The organism is Gaiella occulta (genome assembly GCF_003351045.1).
Lineage (GTDB): Bacteria > Actinomycetota > Thermoleophilia > Gaiellales > Gaiellaceae > Gaiella > Gaiella occulta.
Genome location: NZ_QQZY01000001.1, coordinates 530,929 through 552,185, shown reverse-complemented (window position 1 = coordinate 552,185; position 21,257 = coordinate 530,929). Strand labels below are relative to the sequence as shown.

Annotated in this window: 19 protein-coding genes; 17 read left to right on the top strand and 2 right to left on the bottom strand. The window is 71.7% G+C overall.

The genetic code is table 11. The annotated features are described in order from the left end of the window. Nucleotides 1–17 precede the first annotated feature (17 nt). Together Gocc_RS15930 and Gocc_RS02845 are read right to left on the bottom strand one after the other, a co-directional pair. Entirely contained in the window at nucleotides 18–995 is a 978-nt protein-coding gene (locus Gocc_RS15930) for a flavin reductase (RefSeq protein WP_181813308.1), read from the bottom strand. Nucleotides 996–1,062: 67 nt separating this feature from the next. After that, the gene (locus tag Gocc_RS02845) at nucleotides 1,063–2,562 is read right to left on the bottom strand and encodes an APC family permease (protein ID WP_181813307.1); all 1,500 of its coding nucleotides are present in this window, start codon (nucleotides 2,560–2,562) and stop codon (nucleotides 1,063–1,065) included. Between the two features lie 155 nt (nucleotides 2,563–2,717). Here Gocc_RS02845 and Gocc_RS02840 point away from each other — a divergent pair, with 155 nt between their 5' ends. The 17 genes from Gocc_RS02840 (at nucleotide 2,718) to Gocc_RS02760 (ending at nucleotide 21,230) form a co-directional block, all read left to right on the top strand. Then, complete coding sequence (locus tag Gocc_RS02840) at nucleotides 2,718–3,074, top strand: hypothetical protein (protein WP_114794995.1); 357 nt, start codon at nucleotides 2,718–2,720, stop codon at nucleotides 3,072–3,074. A gap of 174 nt (nucleotides 3,075–3,248) precedes the next feature. Further along, the gene (locus tag Gocc_RS02835) at nucleotides 3,249–4,340 is read left to right on the top strand and encodes a quaternary amine ABC transporter ATP-binding protein (RefSeq protein WP_114794994.1); all 1,092 of its coding nucleotides are present in this window, start codon (nucleotides 3,249–3,251) and stop codon (nucleotides 4,338–4,340) included. Further along, nucleotides 4,340–6,334: an ABC transporter permease gene (locus Gocc_RS02830; protein ID WP_114794993.1), complete on the top strand. Its 1,995-nt coding sequence runs from the start codon at nucleotides 4,340–4,342 to the stop codon at nucleotides 6,332–6,334. The genes Gocc_RS02835 and Gocc_RS02830 overlap by 1 nt, the downstream gene beginning before the upstream one ends. 35 nt (nucleotides 6,335–6,369) lie before the next feature. Next, nucleotides 6,370–7,347: a glycine betaine ABC transporter substrate-binding protein gene (locus Gocc_RS02825; RefSeq protein WP_114794992.1), complete on the top strand. Its 978-nt coding sequence runs from the start codon at nucleotides 6,370–6,372 to the stop codon at nucleotides 7,345–7,347. A 121-nt stretch (nucleotides 7,348–7,468) separates the two neighbouring features. Then, complete coding sequence (locus Gocc_RS02820; RefSeq protein WP_220150410.1) at nucleotides 7,469–8,122, top strand: GntR family transcriptional regulator; 654 nt, start codon at nucleotides 7,469–7,471, stop codon at nucleotides 8,120–8,122. A 36-nt stretch (nucleotides 8,123–8,158) separates the two neighbouring features. Next, the gene (locus Gocc_RS02815) at nucleotides 8,159–10,675 is read left to right on the top strand and encodes a GcvT family protein (protein WP_114794991.1); all 2,517 of its coding nucleotides are present in this window, start codon (nucleotides 8,159–8,161) and stop codon (nucleotides 10,673–10,675) included. Next, nucleotides 10,672–11,439 carry an electron transfer flavoprotein subunit beta/FixA family protein gene (locus Gocc_RS02810; protein WP_114794990.1) on the top strand — a complete coding sequence of 256 codons (768 nt, stop codon included), beginning with the start codon at nucleotides 10,672–10,674 and terminating at the stop codon, nucleotides 11,437–11,439. Before Gocc_RS02815 ends, Gocc_RS02810 begins: the two co-directional genes overlap by 4 nt. Next, the gene (locus Gocc_RS02805) at nucleotides 11,436–12,383 is read left to right on the top strand and encodes an electron transfer flavoprotein subunit alpha/FixB family protein (RefSeq protein WP_114794989.1); all 948 of its coding nucleotides are present in this window, start codon (nucleotides 11,436–11,438) and stop codon (nucleotides 12,381–12,383) included. Before Gocc_RS02810 ends, Gocc_RS02805 begins: the two co-directional genes overlap by 4 nt. Nucleotides 12,384–12,415: 32 nt before the next feature. Continuing rightward, on the top strand, nucleotides 12,416–14,359 hold the full coding sequence (locus Gocc_RS02800; RefSeq protein ID WP_220150409.1) for a heterodisulfide reductase-related iron-sulfur binding cluster: 1,944 nt from the start codon (nucleotides 12,416–12,418) through the stop codon (nucleotides 14,357–14,359). A 140-nt stretch (nucleotides 14,360–14,499) separates the two neighbouring features. Next, entirely contained in the window at nucleotides 14,500–15,189 is a 690-nt protein-coding gene (locus tag Gocc_RS02795) for a nucleotidyl transferase AbiEii/AbiGii toxin family protein (protein WP_114794988.1), read from the top strand. Beyond that, nucleotides 15,189–15,704: a helix-turn-helix domain-containing protein gene (locus tag Gocc_RS16525; RefSeq protein ID WP_220150408.1), complete on the top strand. Its 516-nt coding sequence runs from the start codon at nucleotides 15,189–15,191 to the stop codon at nucleotides 15,702–15,704. The genes Gocc_RS02795 and Gocc_RS16525 overlap by 1 nt, the downstream gene beginning before the upstream one ends. A 141-nt stretch (nucleotides 15,705–15,845) precedes the next feature. Further along, nucleotides 15,846–16,616: an IclR family transcriptional regulator gene (locus Gocc_RS02785; RefSeq protein WP_181813306.1), complete on the top strand. Its 771-nt coding sequence runs from the start codon at nucleotides 15,846–15,848 to the stop codon at nucleotides 16,614–16,616. After that, a complete protein-coding gene (locus Gocc_RS02780) occupies nucleotides 16,613–17,308 on the top strand; it encodes a corrinoid protein (RefSeq protein ID WP_114794986.1) in 696 nt (231 codons plus the stop codon). Before Gocc_RS02785 ends, Gocc_RS02780 begins: the two co-directional genes overlap by 4 nt. Beyond that, nucleotides 17,305–18,000: a DUF1638 domain-containing protein gene (locus tag Gocc_RS02775; RefSeq protein WP_220150407.1), complete on the top strand. Its 696-nt coding sequence runs from the start codon at nucleotides 17,305–17,307 to the stop codon at nucleotides 17,998–18,000. Before Gocc_RS02780 ends, Gocc_RS02775 begins: the two co-directional genes overlap by 4 nt. Beyond that, complete coding sequence (locus tag Gocc_RS02770) at nucleotides 17,993–18,292, top strand: virulence factor (RefSeq protein ID WP_114794985.1); 300 nt, start codon at nucleotides 17,993–17,995, stop codon at nucleotides 18,290–18,292. The genes Gocc_RS02775 and Gocc_RS02770 overlap by 8 nt, the downstream gene beginning before the upstream one ends. Further along, nucleotides 18,289–19,197, top strand: a complete 909-nt coding sequence (locus Gocc_RS02765) for a dihydropteroate synthase (protein ID WP_114794984.1) — start codon at nucleotides 18,289–18,291, stop codon at nucleotides 19,195–19,197. Before Gocc_RS02770 ends, Gocc_RS02765 begins: the two co-directional genes overlap by 4 nt. Then, nucleotides 19,194–21,230, top strand: coding sequence for an ASKHA domain-containing protein (locus tag Gocc_RS02760; protein WP_114794983.1), 2,037 nt, complete (start codon nucleotides 19,194–19,196; stop codon nucleotides 21,228–21,230). The genes Gocc_RS02765 and Gocc_RS02760 overlap by 4 nt, the downstream gene beginning before the upstream one ends. The last annotated feature ends 27 nt before the right edge of the window (nucleotides 21,231–21,257 follow it).

Sequence of the window (21,257 nt, the reverse complement as noted above, 5' to 3'; positions counted from 1 at the left end):
TCTCGCCGCGGAGGCTCCTACACCGTCTCGCGGAACCTGCCGGCCAGCACCTCGATCAGCGCCCGCGCCGCCGCCGGCTCGGCCTCGAGCGCCGCGAGCAGATCCGCGCGAGAGACCTGCTGCAGACGCACCGGCCCCTGGGCGGTGACGTCTGCGATGCGGGGGCCGCCGTCGAGCACCTCGATCTCGCCGATCAGCTCTCCCGCACCGAGCCGGACGGTGCGTCCGGGCCGCTCGACGAGCACGGTGCCCTCGAGCACGAGCGAGAGCGTGTCGGCGGGCTCGCCGCTGCGCGAGATCGCCTCGCCGTCCCCGACGGCGCGCTCGACCCCACGGGCGAGGATCGGGTCGAGCAGCTCCCGCGGCAGCGCCGCGAGCACGCGCGGATCCCGCACGAGTCGCTCGTAGCGCCCGCCGTGGAACAGCAGCGGCTGCCCTTCGCCGTAGCGGATGTACTCGACGCGGCCGAGGAAGAGCGAGTGGTCGCCGCCCCAGTACGAGCGCACGACGCGGGCGACGAGGTGCGCGAGCGCGCCCTCGACGAGCGGCGTCTCGCGCACGATCTCGAACAGCGGCTCGAGGGCGTCGTCGCGCCTCCGGCCGGCGAAGTGGTCGGACAGCGACGTCTGGCCGGCGGCGAGCACGCTGATGCCGTAGCGCGCGCCCTCGCGCAGCAACGCGTTCATCCTCGCGCGCCGGTCGACGGAGATGAGCACGAGCGGCGGCCGCAGCGACACCGACATGAACGCGTTCACCGTCATCCCGTGCGCCTCGCCCCCCACCTGCGTCGTGATCACGGTGACGCCGGTGGCGAACATGCCGAGCGTGCGCCGGAACTCAACCGCCGGGTCGAGCCCGAGCCCCTCCCCGACCTCGAGCGCCTCGGGCTCCGGCACCTCGTCGAAGACGCTGTCGCCGAGGCCCTCGAGCGCGCCGACGGCGAAGCCGCCGCGCAGGGCGATGCCGAACTCCTCGGGCAGCGAATCGGTGCTCATACGCCGATTGTGACGTGCGACGGGGCCCCGCGTCCACGGGGCCCCGTCGCGGCGATGCGCGCGCGAGCTACCCGGCCCGGCTGCCGGCGCCCGCAGCATCCGGCACGAGCGGCACGTCCTCGCGCCAGTGCGGTGCCTCCTTGTCCTGCACGATGCGGCGGAAGAAGAACAGCAGCAGGCCGACGACGAGGACGCCGAGGCCGATCACCTTCTCCTTCGTGCCCCCGTAGCCGCCGGCCGCGTTCTGGAACCAGCCGAACCCGACGATCGTCAGGATCAGGCACCAGACGGCGAGAATGCCGGCGATCGGCGTCCACACCGCCCCGAGCTTGATCGGCCGCGGCCAGTCGGGCCGGTCACGGCGCAGCAGCACGTACCCGGACAGCGCGAACATGTGCGCGAGCACGTACCCGAGGTTGCTCGCCGCGAGCACGCCGAAGATGTTGCCGACGAGCAGCACGAACAGGATGTTGACGACCATGTCGACGGTCATCGCGTTGCCCGGCACGCTGTGCCTGTTGAGCACGCCGAGCTCCCTGATCGTCATGCCGTCGCGGGAGATCCCGAACAGGGCGCGCCCGCCGTCCGCGGTCGCCGAGTTCATCGTGATCACGAAGCTCGCGACGATGCAGACGACGAAGACGTCCTTGAGGAGCGCCGACGAGGTGCCCGAGATCGCGAGCATGCCGCCGACGTAGTCGTAGCCGCTGACGGTCTTCGCGCCGGCGCCGCCGACGAACGCGATCGGCAGCAGGATGTACACGAACATCGAGAACAGGGCGGCCGAGCGGAGCGCCAGCTTGGTGTCGCGCACCGTGTCCTTGTACTCGGGCGCGAACGTGGCGCACACGTCGACGCCCCAGGCCGACCAGCACATCAGCCAGAGCCAGACGAGCGCGAGCTGGAGGCCGCCCCAGGCGAGGCCGCCGTTGTTGAGGTTGTTCTGGAGGTTCGCACCGTCGAAGCTGCCGTTGACGAACGGCAGGATCATCATCACGAACAGCGGGATCATGAGCAGCGCGCCCGCGACGTAGCCGAACGTGACGCCGACGCGGGCGCCGTAGACGTTGAACAGCCACACGGCGAGGATGAGCCCGATCGCGATCGCCGCCGGCAGGCCGAACTGGGTCAGCCCGAACACGGAGAAGTAGCCGTCCGCGCCGAGGTAGCTGCCGCCCGGCTCGCCCGAGAACCAGGCGCCCTGGATGATCGACCCGACGAAGAGGCCGTTGACGGAGAGCACGACCGACCAGCCGATCCAGTACCCGAAGGTGGCGACCGGCCCGATCAGGGTCGTGTACTTGCGCCACGCCTCGTGGGCGTAGAGCGCGAGCCCGCCGGACTTCTCCGGGAACATCGTCGCAAGCTCGGAGTAGATCGTGTTGATGAACACGGCGACGACGGCGGAGATGCCCCACAGGAGCGCCGCGCCCCACCCGCCGAGGTCGCCGACCGAGAAGCCGAGCGAGCCGAGCAGAAAGCCGGGGTTCGCGAGCGCGATGACGAACCCGTCATACCACCGAAGCGTCTTGAGGAGTTGACGTTCCTCGACCGCAGCTGTCGCCACCTTGCAACCTCCGTCCGAAGTCCCGGATCCACGGCCGTCTCGGGCCGCTCTGGGGGCGAACGTAACACTCGCCACGGCGAATTCCAAGTGCCGGGAAATGCAATTGCCGTATGGGCAACCGATGTCGGACGGCCCGCGCGCGCTACGATCGCCTCGTGCACGCCCCGCCGCTCACGATCACCTGCGACTGCGGCGCGGCGGAGAGCGTCCCCTACGGCGAGCGCTGGCGCTGCGGCGCGTGCGGGAAGACGTGGGACACGGCGCAGATCCCGCGCGCCGAGTACGAGGCGCTGCTGCACGGCGTCCGCCGCTACCGGCTGCTCGTGCTCGGGCCGCCGCTCCTCCTCGCCGGCGTGCTCGTCCCGCTCACGATCTTCAGCGGCGTGCAGTTCGCGTTCCTGCTCTTCATGCTCGTGATGGCGCACGCGCTCCTCGTCGTGCCGATGGCGCGCCGGCGGGCGACGGCACGGGCGCGCGAGCGCATGCCGAGCTGGAACCTGCGCCCCGAGTAGCCGTGCCGGGGACGCGCCGCCACCACAGGGCGCTGCGGGCGCTGCGGGAGCGGACCGCCTGCCTCGTCCGGCTCCCGACTCGCACAGCCGCGGCGGCAGGCGGGCGACGCGCCGGCGGCACGGGTTTATGATCGACGGTCTTCGACCCACGAGCTGCCCGAGGGAGCCGCGCGCATGAGCACACCGACCGTGACCGCCGACCACGTCGCACCCGATCCGGTGGGCGGCGGCGCGGGGCGCAGCGGCGAGCCGCTGATCCGCGCCGACGGCGTGTGGAAGATCTTCGGACCGGGCGCCGACCGCATCGTCGGCAGCGCGGACGCCGACCTTCCCCGCGCCGAGCTGCGCGCGAAGACGGGCTGCGTGGCGGCGGTGCGCGACGTCTCGTTCGAGGTATGGCCGGGCGAGGTGTTCGTCGTCATGGGCCTCTCGGGCTCCGGAAAGTCGACCCTCGTGCGCACGCTGATCAGGCTCATCGAGCCGACGGCGGGAGCGATCCGGATCGGCGACCGCGACGTCAGCCGTGCGAGCGCCGCCGGCCTGCGCGAGCTGCGGCGCCGCGACGTCTCGATGGTGTTCCAGCACTTCGGCCTGCTCGCGCACCGGCGCGTGGTCGACAACGTCGCCTTCGGGCTCGAGATCCAGGGCGTCCCCAAGGCCGAGCGCATCTCCCGCGCGCGGGAGATGCTCCGGCTCGTCGGCCTCGAGGACGTCGAGAACGCGTTCCCCGACCAGCTCTCCGGTGGCATGCAGCAGCGTGTCGGAGTGGCGCGCGCGTTCGCCGTCGACCCCGCCGTGATGCTCTACGACGAGCCGTTCAGCGCGCTCGACCCGCTCATCCGCCGCGACATGCAGGACGAGGTGTGCCGGCTGCAGGTCGAGACGGGGAAGACGATGGTGTTCATCACGCACGACCTGCCCGAGGCGCTCCGCCTCGGCGATCGCATCGCGATCATGCGCGACGGCGCGATCGTGCAGCTCGGCACGCCCGAGGAGCTCGTCGGCTCGCCCGCGGACGAGTACGTGGAGAACTTCGTCCGCGACGTGCCGCGCAGCCACGTGCTCACGCTGCGCTGGATCATGCGCGACCCCCACCCGGGCGAGGCGCTCGACGGCCCGCGGGTCGACGTCGGCACGACGGTGCGCAGCGCGGTGCCGGTGCTCGCGGCGAGCGAGAAGCCGGTCGTCGCCGTGCAGGGCGACGAGGTCGTCGGCGTCGTCGACCGCGTCGACGTGCTGAAGGCGATCGCGGGCGAGGGGTCCTGATGTCGGTCGCGACCGGCGCGCCGGCGGCGCCGGCGGTCGTCGCGCACCGGCCCTGGTGGCGCGGCCGGCTCGTGCGGGTCGCGGCGATCGCGGCAGTGATGGTGCTGGCCTACCGGGCCCGCGGGCTCGACTACCCGTGGCCGGACAGCCTCGCCTGGAACGGCCTCTCGGCACACCTCGACGCATTCCAGTCGTGGCTGCTCGACCAGCGCTCCGCCACGCACAAGAGCACCGTGTTCACGATCTTCGACGGGTTCCGGACGTTCGTCGACGACCTCGTGACATGGCTCACCGACGGCATCCTGTGGCTGACGTGGGCCGGAGCCGCCGCGACCGGCACGCTCGTCGTCCTCCGCTTCGGCGGCCTGCGCGCCGCGCTCATCGTGCTCGGCGGCTTCGGCTCGTATGCCGCGCTCGGGCTCTGGCAGGCGAGCATCGAGACGCTCGCGCTCATGCTCGCGTCCGTCGGCCTCTCGCTGCTCGTGGGCATCCCGCTCGGCATCGCCGCCGGCCGCTCCGACCGCTTCCAGCGGGCGATCGGCCCGGTGCTCGACGCGATGCAGATCGTTCCCGCGTTCGCGTACCTGATGCCCGTCGTGATCCTGTTCTCGGTCGGCCCCGCCGCGGCGGTCGTGTCGACGATGATCTACGCGATCCCGCCCGCGGTCCGCATCACCGCGCTCGGTATCCGCGGCGTGCCCGTGAACACGGTCGAGGCGGCCGCGTCGATGGGGTCGACCCGCGGCCAGATGCTCGCGAAGGTGCAGTTGCCGCTTGCACGGCGCATGCTGCTCCTCGGCGTCAACCAGACGATCCTCTTCGCGCTCTCGATGGTCGTCATCGCCGGGCTCATCGGCGGCGGCGGCCTCGGTGCCGTCGTCACGAGCGGCCTCTACTCGAACCCCGCGCTCGCGATCCTGGGCGGCTTCGCGATCGTGATCATGGCGATGACGCTCGACCGCGCCACCGAGGCGATCGCCGACCGCACCGATCCCGCCAGGCGCCACCTCACCGACGCGGCGCGCCGGCGGCTGCGCCTGCAGACGCTCGCCGCCGCCGCCGCCGTCGCCGGCGCGGTGCTGGCGGCGAAGCTCGCGGGCGTCTCGGGCGTCTACCCGGACGAGACACCGGGCGGCAGGGTGGCGACGGTGCAGGACTGGCTGCTCGCGCGCATCCAGTCGGTGCTCGACTACGTGCAGGACCCGACCTCGCCGGTCTTCGCCGTCACCGAGCCGGTCGGGAACTTCGTGCTCACGAAGGCGCTGCTGCCGCTGCAGGGGTTCCTCATCGGGGCGCCCTGGTTCGTCACCGTCGGCGGGCTGACGCTGATCGCGCTCGTCGTCAGCGGCCTCCGCCCCGCCGTGACGACGTTCCTGATGCTCGCGGCGATCGGCGTCATGGGCGTCTGGCCGCTCGCGATGGACACGCTGTCGCAGGTGCTCGTGGCGACGGTGATCGCCGTTGCGATCGGCGTCGCGCTCGGCGTGCTGGCGGCGGAGAGCGCCACGGCGTCGAAGATCCTGCGGCCGCTGAACGACGTGCTGCAGACGCTGCCGCAGCTCGTCTACATCATCCCGTTCATCTACCTGATGCCCGTCTCGATCGTGCCCGGCATCGTCGCCGGCGTGCTGTACGCGTTCCCCGTCGTGATCCGTCTCGTCGAGCGCGGCGTGCGCGACGTGGCCCCCGAAGCGGTCGAGGCGGCGGGAGCGTTCGGCGCCACGCGGCGCCAGATCCTGACGAAGGTGAAGGTGCCGCTTGCGGGGGATGCAATCATGCTCGGCATCAACCAGGGCATCATCATGGTCCTCGCCGTCGTCGTCATCGGCGGCCTCATCGGCTCCGGCGGCCTCGGCTACGAGGTGGCGCAGGGGCTCGTGCGCGGGCAGTTCGGGCAGGGCGTGATCACGTCGCTCGCGATCCTCGCGCTCGGTATCGCGCTCGACCGCGTGACGCAGGGAACGCGGCGCGCGCGGCGGGAGGAGGTTGGTTGAACGTCCGGGTGACACACACAAACAAGGAGGGTCGAATGAGGGATCGTCTCACTGCGAGACGTCTGCGCCTGGCCGGGGTCGCGATCGTGGCGCTGGCGGCGCTCGTCGTGTCGGCGAGCGCGATGGGCGGCGGCACGCGCTCGACGGCGTGCGGCACGGTCGTGCTCAACGAGAACGCGTGGGCGGGGTCGACGTCGAACGTCTACGTCGTCAAGTACGTGCTCGAGAAGAACCTCGGCTGCAAGGTGAAGGTGACGAACATCACCGAGGGCCAGCCGAACTTCCAGGCCATGGCCGACGGCAAGATCGACGTCGTGCTCGAGGACTGGCAGAACCTGGCCTCGTTCCCGCAGTACACGAAGAACGGGTCGGTGGTGAAGGTCGGCGGCAACGGCATCGTCGGCGTCATCGGCTGGTACATCCCGCGCTACCTGCTCAAGCAGTACCCGCAGTTCAAGACGTGGAAGGGGCTGAAGGGCAAGGAGAGCGTGTTCAAGTCGCCGGAGTTGGGCTCGCAGGGGATGTTCCTCGGCGGCGACCCGTCGTACGTGCAGAAGGACCGGATGCTGATCAAGGGCCTCGGGCTCGACTTCAAGCACGTCGTCGCCGGCGCCGAGCCCGCGCAGGTGGCACGCTGGAGCCAGCTCTACAAGCAGAAGAAGCCCGTGATCTTCTACTGGTACGACCCGCAGTACCTGAACGCGCAGTACGACCTCGTGCGGGTGCAGCTGCCGAAGCGCTTCAAGGGCTGCCTGGACGACGAGAAGAAGGGCGGCGATCCGAAGAAGTTCGCCTGCGAGTACCCGTCCTACGTGCTCGACAAGCTGGTGAGCGGCAAGTTCGCGAAGAGCGGCTCGCCGGCGCTGGCCGTGATCAAGCGGTTCAAGTGGACGTCGGCTGACCAGAACGCCGTCGCCAACCTCATCGCCGGCAAGAAGATGAAGCCGGACAAGGCGGCGGAGATCTGGGTCAAGGGCCACCAGGCCAAGGTCAACGCCTGGCTCGGCAAGTAGCCCGCCAGAGCAACGTCTCCTCCGCGGGGAGGCGCACCGCTCTCCTTTCTCGTTCCGAGCGGCGCGCCTCCCCTTCGTTTGATATACGTCTCGTATATCAACTTCGGCCCCTCCCCCCTCCGTGTTCCAGCCCGACGCCGACGAGGCGGCGTCGCTCAGCGAGCGCGCCGCCTATCGCATCCGCGAGCTGATCGTCTCGCTCGAGCTGCCGCCGGGCGCCCCCGTCAGCGAGCGCGAGCTGATGGAGCGGCTCGGCTTCGGGCGGACGCCGGTGCGGGAGGCGCTGCGGACGCTCGCGCAGGAGAAGCTCGTCGAGGTCTACCCGCGGCGCGGCATCGTCGTGGCGCCCGTCGACGTGGGCGATCTGGCGGCGCTGTCGGAGGCGCGCATCGTGCTCGAGAGCTTCGCCGCGCGCTGCGCCGCCGAGCGTGCCGCCGCGGAGGAGCGCACGGCGGCGCGGGCGTTCCTCGCCGAGCTGCCCGGCGCTGCGGACGAGCACGACGAGCGCACGCTGATCGAGCTCGACCAGCGCATCCACCGCCACGTGTACCGCTGCGCGCACAACCCGTTCATCGAGTCGACGCTGAACGAGTACTACATCCTCACCCTGCGCATCTGGTTCCTCGCCCTCGACCGCGTGCCCCGGCTCGAGCACGCCGTGACCGAGCACCGCGAGTTGCTCGAGGCGATCTGCGACGGCGATCCGCGCCGCGCCGAGGACGTCATGCGCCGCCATATCGAAGGCTTCGAGCGGGCGATCCGCGCCGTGCTCTGATCGCGACAACCACCGACCGATGAGGAGACCCATGTCATGAGCACCTTCCCGAGCAGCGCGAGAGCCGTCGTGATCGGCTGTGGCATCGTCGGCAACAGTCTCGCCTACCACCTCACCCGGCTCGGGTGGTCCGACGTGGTGCTGATCGACAAGGGCCCGCTGCCGAACCCGGGCGGCTCCACCGGCCACGCGTCCAACTTCATCTTCCCGGTCGACCACTCCAAGGAGATGACGCAGCTCACGCTGGAGTCGCAGCGTCAATACCGGGAGATGGACGTCAACACCGAATGCGGCGGCATCGAGGTGGCGCGGACCGAGGAGCGCATGGAGGAGCTGCGGCGGCGGATGGCGTCGGCGAAGTCGTGGGGCGTCGACTCGGCGCGGCTCGTCACCCCGGCCGAGATCAAGGAGCTCGTGCCGTTCATCGACGAGACGATCCTGCTCGGTGGCTTCTACTGCCCGACCGTCTCCGTCGTCGACTCGCTGCGCGCCGGCACGATCATGCGCGAGCGCGGCGTCGCGGCGGGCGCCCTGCAGGTGTTCGCGAACACGGACGTGAGCGCCATGGACGTCGAGCGCGGGCGCATCCGGCGCCTCCACACCTCGCGCGGCACGATCGAGGCGGAGGTCGTCGTCATCGCCTGCGGCGTCTGGAGCCCCCTGCTCGCGCGCATGGCCGGCGCCCACATCCCCCTCACGCCGGCGGTGCACCAGATGATCGACGTCGGCCCGGTGCCGCGCTTCGAGAAGAGCACGAAGGCGATCGAGTTCCCGATCGTGCGCGACATGGACGTGTTCATGTACGAGCGCCAGGACGGTGTCGGCCTCGAGATCGGCTCCTACGCGCACCGCTCGATCCTGCACGACCCCGAGGAGATCCCCTCGATCGAGGCGGCGGCCCTGTCTCCGACCGAGTTCCCGTTCACGCAGGCCGACTTCGCGCCGCAGATGGAGCACGCACTCGAGCTGATGCCCGAGATCGTGGGCGACGAGTCGGTCGGGGTGAAGTACGCGATCAACGGGCTCATCTCGCTCACGCCCGACGGGATGCCGATCCTCGGCGAGACCCCGGAGGTGAAGGGCCTCTGGTCGGCGGCCGCCGTGTGGGTGAAGGAAGGCCCGGCCGTCGGCAAGTCGGTGGCGGAGTGGATGGTGCACGGCGAGTCGCACATCGACCTGCACTCCTCCGACATCGCGCGCTTCCACGACCACCAGAAGACGCGAGCGCACGTGAAGGCGCGCACGTTCGAGGCGTTCCCCAAGACGTACGGGATCGTGCACCCGGCCGAGCAGTGGTCGAGCGAGCGCGGCATCCGCCGCTCGCCGATGCACGCGCGGGAGGAGGCGCTGGGGGCGGTCTTCTACGAAGCGGCAGGCTGGGAGCGCCCGCAGTGGTACGAGGCGAACGCACCGCTCGTCGAGCGCTACGGCGTCGAGCCCCGCGAGGCGGAGTGGGATGCCCGCTGGTGGTCGCCGATCATCAACGCCGAGCACCTCGCCATGCGGGAGCACGCCGGCATCTTCGACCTCTCCGCCTTCGCCGTCTTCGACGTGAAGGGAGCGGGCGCCCTCGACGCCCTGCAGCGCGCGGTGCTCGCGCAGATGGACGTGCCGGTCGGCCGGGTCGTCTACACACCGGTGCTGAGCCCGGGAGGCGGCTTCAGGTCCGACCTCACGATCATGCGGCTCGGCGAGCGGGAGTTCCGGATCGTCACGGGGGGCGCCCACGGCATGGCCGACCGCAAGCTCTTCGTCGACCTCCTGCCCGAGGACGGCTCGGCGAGCCTCGTCGACGTCACGAGCGCCTGGACGACGATCGGCCTGTGGGGGCCGCGTGCCCGCGACATCCTCTCGAGCGTCACCTCCGACGACGTCACCCACGAGGGCTTCCCGTTCGGCAGCTGCCGGACGATCGAGATCGGCTCGCAGCTCGTGCTCGCCTCGCGCATCTCCTACGTCGGCGACCTCGGCTGGGAGCTGTACGTGCCGATGGAGCAGGGCGGCCGGCTCTGGGACGTCCTCTTCGAAGCGGGCGCTCCGCACGGTCTCACCGCCTGCGGGATCGGCGTCTACGGCACCACCGGGCGCCTCGAGAAGTGCTATCGCGCCTACGGCGCCGAGCTCGAGAGCGAGTACACGGTCGTCGAGGCGGGCATGCAGCGGCCGAAGGTGAAGGAGCAGGACTTCGTCGGCAAGGAAGCCCACCTGCGCCACCGCGAGGAGGAGCCGGCCGCGATCCTCTGCACGCTCACGGTCGACGACCACACCTCGGCGGCCGGCGTCAAGCGCTACCCGCTCGGCCGCGAGCCGATCACGCTCCGCGACGGCACGCCGCTCAGCGACCGCAAGGGCCGGCGCTCCTACGTCACGAGCGCGGGCGCCGGGCCGTCGATCGGCAAGTACATCCTGCTCGCCTATCTCCCGCCCGAGCACGCCGTCGAGGGATCGTCCGAGCTCGCCGTCGAATACATGAACGAGCGCTACCCCGTCACCGTCGCCGTGGTCGGGCCGACGCCCATCTTCGATCCCGAGAACGCGAGAATCCGGTCGTGAGAGTCCTCGTGTGCGTGAAGCGGGTTCCGATGACGGGCGGCAGGATCGTGCTCAGCGACGACGCGCAGGCGATCGAGACGCGCCATCTCGGCTTCACGATCAGCCCGCACGAGGAGTGCGGCGTCGAGGAGGCCGTGCGCCTCGTCGAGCGGCACGGCGGCGAGTCGGTCGTGCTCACGCTGGGCCCGCCCGATGCGGAGGAGCAGCTGCGCGACGCGATGGCGATGGGGATCGACCGCGGGCTGCACCTCCGGACCGGCGGGGAGGAGTGGGATCCGGAGGCGACCGCCGACGCGATCCTCGACGCCGTCCGCGCCGACGAGGCGGCCTCCGGCTCGTTCGACCTGATCTTCTTCGGCAACGAGTCGGCGGACTCCGGCGGCTACCAGGTCGGCATCCGGGTCGCCCGCGCGCTCGGCCGCCCCTGCGTGACGGGGATCAAGGGCGTCGCCGTCGAGGGAGCCTCCGTGCGCTGCGAACAGGAGCTCGGCGGAGGCCGCGACGTGTACGAGCTGCCGCTCCCTGCCGTCGTCACCGTGCTCGAGGGGCTCAACCTGCCGCGTTACCCCTCCGTGCCGGGCCGCATGCGGGCGGGCCGCAAGCCGCTCGACGTCTCGACGCCGGAGAGGCCGGCCTCGCGGCTCGAGCTGTCGCGGCTCGTCGTCCCGGAGGGCGAGTCGAAGCAGGCCGAGTTGCTCGGACGCGGCGCGGACGCCGCGCCCGCCGTCGTCGAGCTGCTGCAGCGGATCGGGGTGGTCTCGTGAACCTCGTGCTGGTCGAGCACGCCGAGGGCGTCGCCACGGAGGTCTCGCTGCAGGCGCTCGCGCTCGCCCGCGGCCTCGGCGGCCCGGTGCACGCGCTCCTGATCGGCCCGGGCGGACGCGAGGCGGCCGCGGGCGTGCCGGCCGACGTCGCCCATGTGGCCGAGCACGAGGCGCTGGAGGCGTTCGCGCCCGATGCGTGGGCGGCGATCGTGTGCGATCTGGCCGGCAGGACCGGCGCGACGGCGATCGTGGCGCCCGGCTCCGAGCACGCGACCGATGCGATGGCGCGCGCGGCCGCGCGCCTCGGGGAGCCGCTCGCCGCGAACTGCACGTCCGTCACGCCGGGCGACCCGATCGCGCTCACCCGCGTCCGCTGGGGCGGCAGCCTGCTCGAGGAGGCGCTCCTCCATGCCGGCCGGGCGCTCCTCACCGTCGCTCCCCACGCGGTCGCCGGGGCGGAGCCCGGCAGTCCCGGGGCGGTCGAGCCGTTCACGCCGGCTCTCGCCGACGCGGATCTCGTCGTGCGCGTCCGCGACCGCCTGGCGCCGGCCGCCGGCGGTGTCTCGCTCGCGGACGCGAAGGTCGTCGTCAGCGGCGGCAGGGGAGTCGGCTCGGCCGAGGGCTTCGCGCCGATCGAGGATCTCGCGGGGCTGCTCGGCGGCGCGGTCGGATGCTCGCGCGCCGTCACGATGGCGGGCTGGCGCCCGCACACCGAGCAGGTCGGGCAGACGGGCAACAAGATCGCGCCGGAGATCTACATCGCCTGCGGCGTCTCCGGGGCAACCCAGCACATCGCGGGGTGCAAGGGCGCGAAGCGGATCCTCGCCGTCAACACCGACGCGGAGGCTCCGATCATGTCGGTGGCCGACTACGCCGTCGTCGGCGACCTGCACGAGGTGCTGCCGGCGATCTCGGCCGCGATCCGGAAGGCGAGGGGAGCATAGGCACCGCGCTCTCCGCTGCCGCCCTCGCGGCGGTGCTGCTCGTGGCGGGCGGCGCGTTCGCGCGCCGGGCGCTGCTGCTCGCCCGGCTCGTGCGCATGGGCAAGCCCGTCGACCGCTCGGACGACGTCCCGCTGCGCCTGCGCAACGAGGCCGTCGTCGTGCTCGGGCAGCGGAAGCTGTTCCAGCGGCTCGTGCCCGGCCTCGTGCACGCCCTCATCTTCTGGGGCTTCCTCGTCCTCTTCCCCACCATCCTGATGGCGCTGCTCGGTGCCGTCGACGAGGGTTGGACGCTGCCCTGGCTCGCGCGCCAGGGCTGGTTCGCGTTCCTCGTCGACCTGTTCTCGTTGCTCGTGCTGGCCGGCGTCCTGGCCGCGGTGTGGATCCGCAAGGTGCAGCGGCCCAGGCGCTTCGAGGGCAGCCACCTCGGCGAGGCCGACCTCATCCTGGCGTGGATCGCCGGCATCGTGCTGACCCTGCTCGCCTGGCACGCGTCGCGCATCGCGCTCGGGCTGAACGAGGCTCCCGACGCCTGGGCGCCCGTCTCCGACACGATCGCGGGCCTGTTCGGAGGGGGGACGGCGACCGACGTGCTGGAGCGGGTCTCCGTCTGGGCGCACGTGCTGCTCGTGCTCGGCTTCCTCGCCTACCTGCCCCACTCCAAGCACCTGCACATCGCGACGGCCGCCGTCAACGTCTTCTTCGGGCGCACGCGCGCGCGAGGGCGGCTCGAACCGCTGGACTTCGAGGCCGAGGACGAGGCCGACCTGCGCTTCGGCTCGGCGACGGTCGCGGACATGACGTGGAAGCAGATGGTCGACACGATGTCGTGCACCGAGTGCGGGCGCTGCCAGGACGTCTGCCCCGCCTATGCGACGGGCAAGGAGCTTTCTCCGAAGCTGCTCATCATGGGCCTGCGCGACCAGCTCTTCGCGGAGGGCCCGAAGGTGCTCGCCGCGCGCAACGGCGGCGAGCCGTTCGAGCCGTCCGCGCTCGTGCCGAACGCCGTCTCCGACGACGTCGTCTGGGACTGCGTCACGTGCGGCGCCTGCGTCCACGAGTGCCCCGTGTCGATCGAGCACGTCGATCACATCGTCGACCTGCGCCGGCACCTCGTCATGGTCGAGTCGCGCTTCCCGGCGGAGGCGGGCACGATGCTGCGCGACGTCGAGCGCTCGTCGAACCCGTGGGGCAAGCCGCAGGCCGAGCGGGCCGACTGGGCGGACGGCCTCGACGTGCGGGTGCTGCAGCCGGGCGAGCCGCCGCCCGAGGTGCTCTACTGGGTCGGCTGCGCCGCCTCGTTCGACGAGCGGGCGCGGCTGACGGCCCGGTCGACGGCGAAGCTGCTGCAGGCCGCCGGCGTCGACTTCGCCATCCTCGGCCCGCGCGAGAGCTGCACCGGCGACCCAGCGCGCCGCATGGGCAACGAGTACACGTTCCAGACGTTCGCCCAGCAGAACGTGGCGACGATGAACGAGGCCGGAGTGAAGAAGATCGTCGCGAGCTGCCCGCACTGCTTCAACACGCTCGCCAACGAGTACCCGGACTTCGGCGGCAGCTACGAGGTCGTCCACCACACCGAGCTGCTCGCCGAGCTGCTGCAGGAGGGGAAGCTGCAGCCGGTCGCAGGCAGCGAGGAGATCACGTACCACGACTCGTGCTACCTGGCCCGCCACAACGACGTCGTCTCCGCCCCGCGCGAGATCGTGTCGCGCATCGGCAAGCCGCTCGAGATGGCACGCAGCGGCAAGCGCACGTTCTGCTGCGGCGCCGGCGGCGCGCACATGTGGATGGAGGAGCGCGGCGGCCAGATCAACGAGGAGCGCGCGCGCGAGGCGGTCGCGACCGGCGCCGGCACACTCGCCGTCGCCTGCCCGTTCTGCACCGTCATGCTCGACGACGGTGTGCGCCAGAACGGCGCCGAGATGCGGGTCGCCGACGTGGCGACGCTGCTCGCCGAGTCGCTCGAACGCCCCTGACCGCGCCTCGAGGCGACGCCGCCGTCACCGCTCGACGGCGCCGCCCGCCCGGGCGCGAGAGGCCGCGCCCGATGCTCCCGAGAGACGGCCGCCCGTTCGCGTTGCGACTCAAACCTTATGAGGTATAATACTTATACACCATGACGGAGAGCGACTGGCATCAGGTGCTCGCGGCGGCCGCGCGGTTGCAGGAGCTGCTCCCGGACGCCGTCCTCGTCGGAGGCACGGCGGCGTCGATGCACGCCTCCCACCGCGTCTCGTTCGACGACGATCATGTGCTCACGGACCTGCGAACCCGCTTCGACGACGTCCTCGCGCACCTGGAACAGGCAGACGGGTGGACGACCGCCCGGGTGAACCGGCCGGTTCTGATCCTCGGCAGCCTCGACGGCATCGAGACGGGTGTGCGGCAACTCGTCAGGCGCCGACCGCTCGAGGTCGAGGAGGTCGAGACGCCGGCGGGGAGGCTGCGCGTGCCGACCCTCGAGGAGATGACCCGGGTCAAGGCGTGGCTGGTCCTGCGCCGCAACGCGACACGCGACTATCTCGATCTCGTGGCGCTCGCCGACCGGCTCGGGGTGGAATCGGCAGCCTCGGTCGCACTCGGACTCGACGCGTATTACGAGGACCAGATCGGCGCCGGCGGGCACCGCATCGCGACGCAGCTCGCGAAGCAACTGGCGCAGCCGGCCCCGTACGACCTCTCCGACGTCGACCTCCGAACGTACCGGAAGCTGGAGCCGCGATGGCGTCATTGGGGTACGGTGGTCGCGGCGTGCGACGAGCTTGCGCGGGCGATGCTCGACGCGCTCGTGGACGAGCCGGCGTGATGCGCCACCGGCACCTCGATGTCGAGCCCGCAACGCCTACCGCGGAGCTCGGGCTCGCGGCGCTCGACGATCTTCTCGAGCGCGGTGATCTCGCCGACTGGAAGCCGGTGCTCGACGAGATCGCGCGCGACCCGTGGGGGCCGGTCGCCGAACGGGTCATCCATCTCGTGGAACGCCACCCGATGCCCGGCACGTCGAGCCTGTGGAGGTCGTGGATCGAGCGGCGGCGCGGCACGAGCCTCTCGCCGCACACCGGCTCGGCCCTGCGTGCGCTCCGTCTTCGGCAGGGGCTGACGCAGCAGGAGCTCGCGTCCCGGCTCGGGATGACACAGCCGGAGGTCTCGAAGCTCGAGCGGCGCCGCGACGTCCGACTCTCGACCGCGCGGTCGTACGTGCGAGCCCTCGGCGGACACCTCCTGCTCTCCGCACGCTTCGGCGACACCGTCGAGCCGCTCGGCGCCACGGCACAGGCGGACACGAAGGCGACGAAGCGGGCAGAGTCCTCGAGAGCGTGACCCGGTTCCCGCGCTGCGTGGAGACGGGAACGCCCGTCGCAACGGGCGCCCGCGGCAGCGTGCCTGTCCGTTGACGGCGCCGCTGCGAGACTCTAGAATCATAGTGTGGAACTAGTGTTCCACAGTATGGGCCTTCATTCGATGACCGCACAGACCGGAACCCAGTCCATCGACCGCGCCGCCCAGCTCCTCGTGCACGTGGTGGAGAGCGTCGAGCCGCCGAGCGTGGGCGAGCTGTCGGAGCGCACCGGGCTGCCGAAGAGCACCACCTCCCGGCTCGTCGGGGCGCTCGAGCGCCAGGGGCTCGTGCAGCGCGACGCCGCCCGCGGCAGCCTGCGCGCGGGGCCGGTGCTGCAGCGCTTCGCACGGCGCGAGACCGGCGAGGCCGACCTCGTCGAGCTCGCCGCCGACGCGCTCGACCACCTCGCGGCGGCAAGCGGCGAGACCGTCAATCTCGGCGTCGCAACGCCGCACGCCGTCGAGCAGCTCGACCAGCGCGACAGCCGCCACATCCTCGGCTCCACGAACTGGGTCGGCCGCAGCGTGCCGCCGCACGGGTCGGCGCTCGGCAAGGTCTTCTACGCCTACGGCACGCTGCCGCTGCCGCGGGAGCCCCTCGAGCCGCTCGCGCCCCGCACGATCATCGAGCCGCAGGCGCTCGAGCGCGACCTCGAGACGGTCCGCGCCCGCGGCTACGCGACCGCGGTGGAGGAGCTCGAGCCGGGGCTCTGGGCCGTCGCAGCGCCCGTGCGCGACGCGCGCGGCGGCGTGGTCGCCGCGCTGAGCATCTCCGGCCCGACCGTGCGCCTGCACGGCGACCTGCTCGACGACCTCGGGCGGCTGTGCCGCCGCGAGGCCGATGTCCTGTCCACACGCCTCGGCTACGACGACCTGAAGAGAGGTGCCGCATGAGTGACGAAGAGATCGATCTCGCGTCCCTGCCCGACGACGAGCTCGTGAGCCAGATGCACGACGACCTCTACGACGGCCTCGCCGAGGAGATCGTGACCGGCACGAACCTGCTGCTCGAGCGCGGCTGGTCGGCCGACAGGGTGCTCAACGACGCCCTCGTCGAGGGCATGCGGATCGTCGGCATCGACTTCCGCGACGGCATCCTGTTCGTGCCCGAGGTGCTGCTCGCCGCCAACGCGATGAAGGCCGGCATGGAGATCCTGCGGCCGCTCCTGGCCGAGACCGGCGTCGAGCGCATCGGGAAGATCGTGATCGGCACCGTCAAGGGCGACATCCACGACATCGGCAAGAACCTCGTCGCGATGATGCTCGAGGGCGCCGGTTTCGAGGTGATCGATCTCGGCATCAACAACCCGGTCGAGAACTACCTCGCCGCGCTCGAGGAGCACGAGCCCGACATCCTCGGCATGTCCGCGCTGCTCACGACGACGATGCCGTACATGAAGGTCGTCATCGACACGATGAAGGAGAAGGGGATCCGCGACGACTACATCGTGCTCGTCGGCGGCGCCCCCCTCAACGAGGAGTTCGGCAAGGCGATCGGCGCCGACGCCTACTGCCGCGACGCCGCCGTCGCCTCCGAGACCGCACAGGCCCTCGTCCTCGCACGTCGCGCGGCGGCGGCCCGTTGAGCGAGAACGACATCTCTGCCGCGGCCGCGGCGAGCTCCGCGCCGCCGTCGGGCGCCGTGGAGTCGGAGGTCGTCTTCCCCGCGCCGGAGCGGCCGGACGTCCTCATCCTGGCCTGCGGAGCGATCGCGCGCGAGGTGCTCGCCGTGATCGGCCTCAACGGCTGGACGCACGTCGACGTCCGCTGCCTGCCCGCGAAGCTGCACTCGACGCCGGCGAAGATCGCCGGCGCCGTCGACGCGAAGCTCACGGAGATCGCCGGCCGCTACGAGCGCGTGTTCGTCGCCTACGCCGACTGCGGCACCGCGGGGGCGCTCGACCGCGTGCTCGAGCGGCACGGCGTCGAGCGGCTCCCGGGCGCCCACTGCTACGGCTTCCTCGCCGGCAACGACGCCTGGGACGCGATGCAGGAGGACGAGCCCGCGACCTTCTACCTGACGGACTTCCTCGCGCGGCACTTCGACGCGCTCGTCGTCCGCGGGCTCAAGCTCGACGCGCACCCCGAGCTCGTGCCGTTGATGTTCGGGAACTACAGACGGCTCGTCTACCTCGCGCAGACAGACGACGCGGCGCTCGGCGAGCGCGCCCGGGCGGCCGCCGCGTTCCTCGGGCTCGCGTTCGAGCAACGGCGCACCGGCTACGGCGAGCTCGTACCGTCGCTGACCCGTTTCGTCGCGGGGACGCCGGTTGCCTGAGCTGACGGTGATCTGGTGGCGGGACATCCCCGCGCAGGTGACCGCGAAGGAGGCGCGCGTCCGCGTGGCCGTGCAGCTGCCCCCCCGCTTCCAGGAGGCGATCGACGCGGCGGCGATGCGCGCGGGGCTGAGCGGCACCGACGCCTACCTCGAGGAGTGGCGGCGCGAGCAGCGGGCCTGCGGCCCCGACCTCGAGGCCGCGGTCGCCGAGGAGGCCGAGCGGCTGCAGGCCGCCTATACCGACGACATCCTCGAGCGGCTCGTCCGCGCGAGCGGAAAGGAGACAGGGTGAGCGAGACGGTTCTGACCTCGGCCTCGAAGGAGGTCGTGATCGGCTTCGAGCGGCCGTTCGTGATCATCGGCGAGCGCATCAACCCGACCGGGCGCAAGCAGCTCGCAGCCGAGATGGCGGCCGGCAACTTCGACACGGTCGTCGCCGACGCGATAGCGCAGGTGGAGGCGGGCGCGCAGATGCTCGACGTGAACGCCGGCATCCCGCTCGCCGACGAGCCCGCCATCCTCGCGCAGACCATCCAGCTCGTGCAGTCGGTCACCGACGTGCCGCTCTGCATCGACTCGTCGGTGGTGGCGGCGCTCGAGTCCGGCCTCTCCGTCTACGAGGGCAAGGCGCTCGTCAACTCCGTCACCGGCGAGGACGAGCAGATGGAGCGCGTGCTGCCGCTCGTCGCCCGTCACGGCGCCGCGGTCGTCGCGATCTCGAACGACGAGACCGGCATCTCCGAGGATCCGGACGTGCGCTTCGAGGTCGCGCGCAAGATCGTCTCACGCGCGCACGACCACGGCATCCCCAGGCAGGACGTCGTCGTCGACCCGCTCGTGATGCCGATCGGCGCCGTCGGAAGCGCCGGCCGCCAGGTCTTCCGGCTCGTGCGGCGGCTGCGCGAGGAGCTCGGCGTCAACACGACCTGCGGCGCCTCGAACATCAGCTTCGGCCTCCCCAACCGGCCCGGCCTCAACGCGGCGTTCCTGCCGATGGCGATCGCGTCCGGCATGACCTCGGCGATCACGAGCCCGCTGCACGAGGAGATGCGCAAGGCCGTCTGGGCAGCGGACGTGCTGATGGGCAACGACGAGCATTGCGCCGCCTGGATCGCCCGGCACGGCGACACGCCGGACGGGCCCCAGGGCGGCCGCCGCGGCGGCCGCGAGGGCCGGCGGAAGGCTGCCGCCGCGTGACCGAGCGCCTGGTGGTGTTCACCCCGTCCGGCCGGCGCGGCAGCTTCGCCGACGGCACGACGGTGCTCGAGGCCGCGCGCAGGCTCGGGGTGGACATCGACTCCGTCTGCGGCGGCCGCGGTATCTGCGGGCGCTGCCAGGTGGAGGTGAGCGAGGGCGAGCACGCCAAGCACGGGATCACCTCGGATGCGACGCATCTCAGCCCCGTCGGCGAGGTCGAGCGCTCCTACGCCCGCGAGCGGCCGCTGGCGGGCGGCCGGCGGCTCGGCTGCACCGCCCGCATCGCCGGCGACGTGGTCATCGACGTGCCGCCCGAGAGCCAGGTCTACCGCCAGGTCGTGCGCAAGGAGGCCGACGCCCATCCGATCGAGATCGACCCGGTCGTGCGCCTCTACTACGTGGAGGTCGCCGAGCCGGACCTCGCCGTGGGGACGAGCGACCTCACCCGCCTGCGCGAGGCGCTCGAGCGGGAATGGGGCCTGACGCGGCTCGCCTTCGACCCCCATGTGGTCAGGGCGCTCCAGCGCGCCCTCCGCGCACGTGGCCCAGAGCCACGAAGTTCGGGCGCCTGGAGCGTGACGGTCGCCGTGCACGACGGCGGCGCGGTGACGGCGATCTGGCCCGGCTTCCACGACGCCGCCTTCGGCATTGCCTTCGACATCGGCTCGACGACGGTCGCCGGGCACCTGTGCGACCTGCGCACGGGCGACGTGCTCTCCTCTGCGGGCGAGATGAACCCGCAGATTCGCTTCGGCGAGGATCTGATGAGCCGCGTCTCCTACGTGATGATGAACCCCGGCTCCGAGAAGGAGCTGACGAAGGTCGTGCGCGGCTGCCTCGCCAAGCTGACCGCCGAGCTCGCCCGCGACGCCGCTGTCGACCGCGACGACGTGCTCGAGATCACGCTCGTCGGCAACCCGATCATGCACCACCTCCTGCTCGGCATCGACCCGACCGAGCTCGGCGGCGCCCCGTTCGCGCTCGCCGTCGACGAGGCGCTGCGCATGCGCGCGACCGACCTCGGCCTGCCGGTGAACGCGGGCGCGCGCGCCTACGTGCTGCCCTGTATCGCCGGGCATGTCGGGGCGGACACGGCCGGCGTCATCCTCTCGGAGGGACCGCACCTCGCAGACGAGGTCACCCTGATCGTGGACGTCGGGACGAACGCGGAGATCGTGCTCGGCAACCGCCGCCGGCTGCTCGCGGCCTCGAGCCCCACGGGCCCGGCCTTCGAAGGCGCGCAGATCAGCTGCGGGCAGCGGGCCGCACCGGGCGCGATCGAGCGCGTGCGCATCGACCCCGACACGCTCGAGCCGCGCGTGAGGGTGATCGGCTGCGACGCCTGGTCGGACGAGCCCGGCTTCGCCGGCGCGCGGGTCACCGGCGTGTGCGGCTCCGGGATCATCGAGGCGATCGCCGAGCTCCACCTCGCGGGCATCCTCACGACCGACGGCACGATCGACGGGAGGCTCGCCGAGCGCACGCCGAGGCTCGTCGCGAACGAGCGCACGTTCTCGTACGTGCTCTGGGCGGGCGAGCCGGAGTTGACGATCACGCAGAACGACGTGCGCCAGATCCAGCTCGCCAAGGGAGCGCTGTACGCCGGCTGCCGGCTGCTGATGGACCGCTACGGCATCGAGCAGGTCGACCGCATCCGGCTTGCGGGCGCCTTCGGCGCCCACATCGACCCGGTGCGTGCGCTCGTCCTCGGGCTCGTCCCCGACTGCGACCCGGCGCACGTCACCTCGGCGGGCAACGCCGCCGGCACCGGAGCGCGGATCGCCCTGCTCGACCGCAAGGCGCGCGCCGAGATCGAGGACGCCGTACGCCGCGTCGAGAAGGTCGAGACCGCCGTGGAACCGCGCTTCCAGGAGCACTTCGTCGGCGCGATGGCGATCCCGCACGACAGCGACCCGTACGAGCGGCTGTCCTCGGTCGTGGCGCTGCCGCCGCGGAGCGGCGCACAGACTTCCGACCGCGACGGGCGCTCACGCCGGCGCGGTCGCCCCACGACATCGAGGGGCACGGCGTGAGCAGGCGGGCCCCGCACGAGAGGAGAG

Excerpts from the sequence above, each read along its gene's own strand:
- Gocc_RS15930 (WP_181813308.1), bottom strand. The coding sequence starts at position 995 with ATGAGCACCGATTCGCTGCCCGAGGAGTTCGGCATCGCCCTGCGCGGC.
- Gocc_RS02835 (WP_114794994.1), top strand. The coding sequence starts at position 3,249 with ATGAGCACACCGACCGTGACCGCCGACCACGTCGCACCCGATCCGGTG.
- Gocc_RS02830 (WP_114794993.1), top strand. The coding sequence starts at position 4,340 with ATGTCGGTCGCGACCGGCGCGCCGGCGGCGCCGGCGGTCGTCGCGCAC.
- Gocc_RS02825 (WP_114794992.1), top strand. The coding sequence starts at position 6,370 with ATGAGGGATCGTCTCACTGCGAGACGTCTGCGCCTGGCCGGGGTCGCG.
- Gocc_RS02815 (WP_114794991.1), top strand. The coding sequence starts at position 8,159 with ATGAGCACCTTCCCGAGCAGCGCGAGAGCCGTCGTGATCGGCTGTGGC.
- Gocc_RS02795 (WP_114794988.1), top strand. The coding sequence starts at position 14,500 with ATGACGGAGAGCGACTGGCATCAGGTGCTCGCGGCGGCCGCGCGGTTG.
- Gocc_RS16525 (WP_220150408.1), top strand. The coding sequence starts at position 15,189 with ATGCGCCACCGGCACCTCGATGTCGAGCCCGCAACGCCTACCGCGGAG.
- Gocc_RS02785 (WP_181813306.1), top strand. The coding sequence starts at position 15,846 with ATGACCGCACAGACCGGAACCCAGTCCATCGACCGCGCCGCCCAGCTC.
- Gocc_RS02780 (WP_114794986.1), top strand. The coding sequence starts at position 16,613 with ATGAGTGACGAAGAGATCGATCTCGCGTCCCTGCCCGACGACGAGCTC.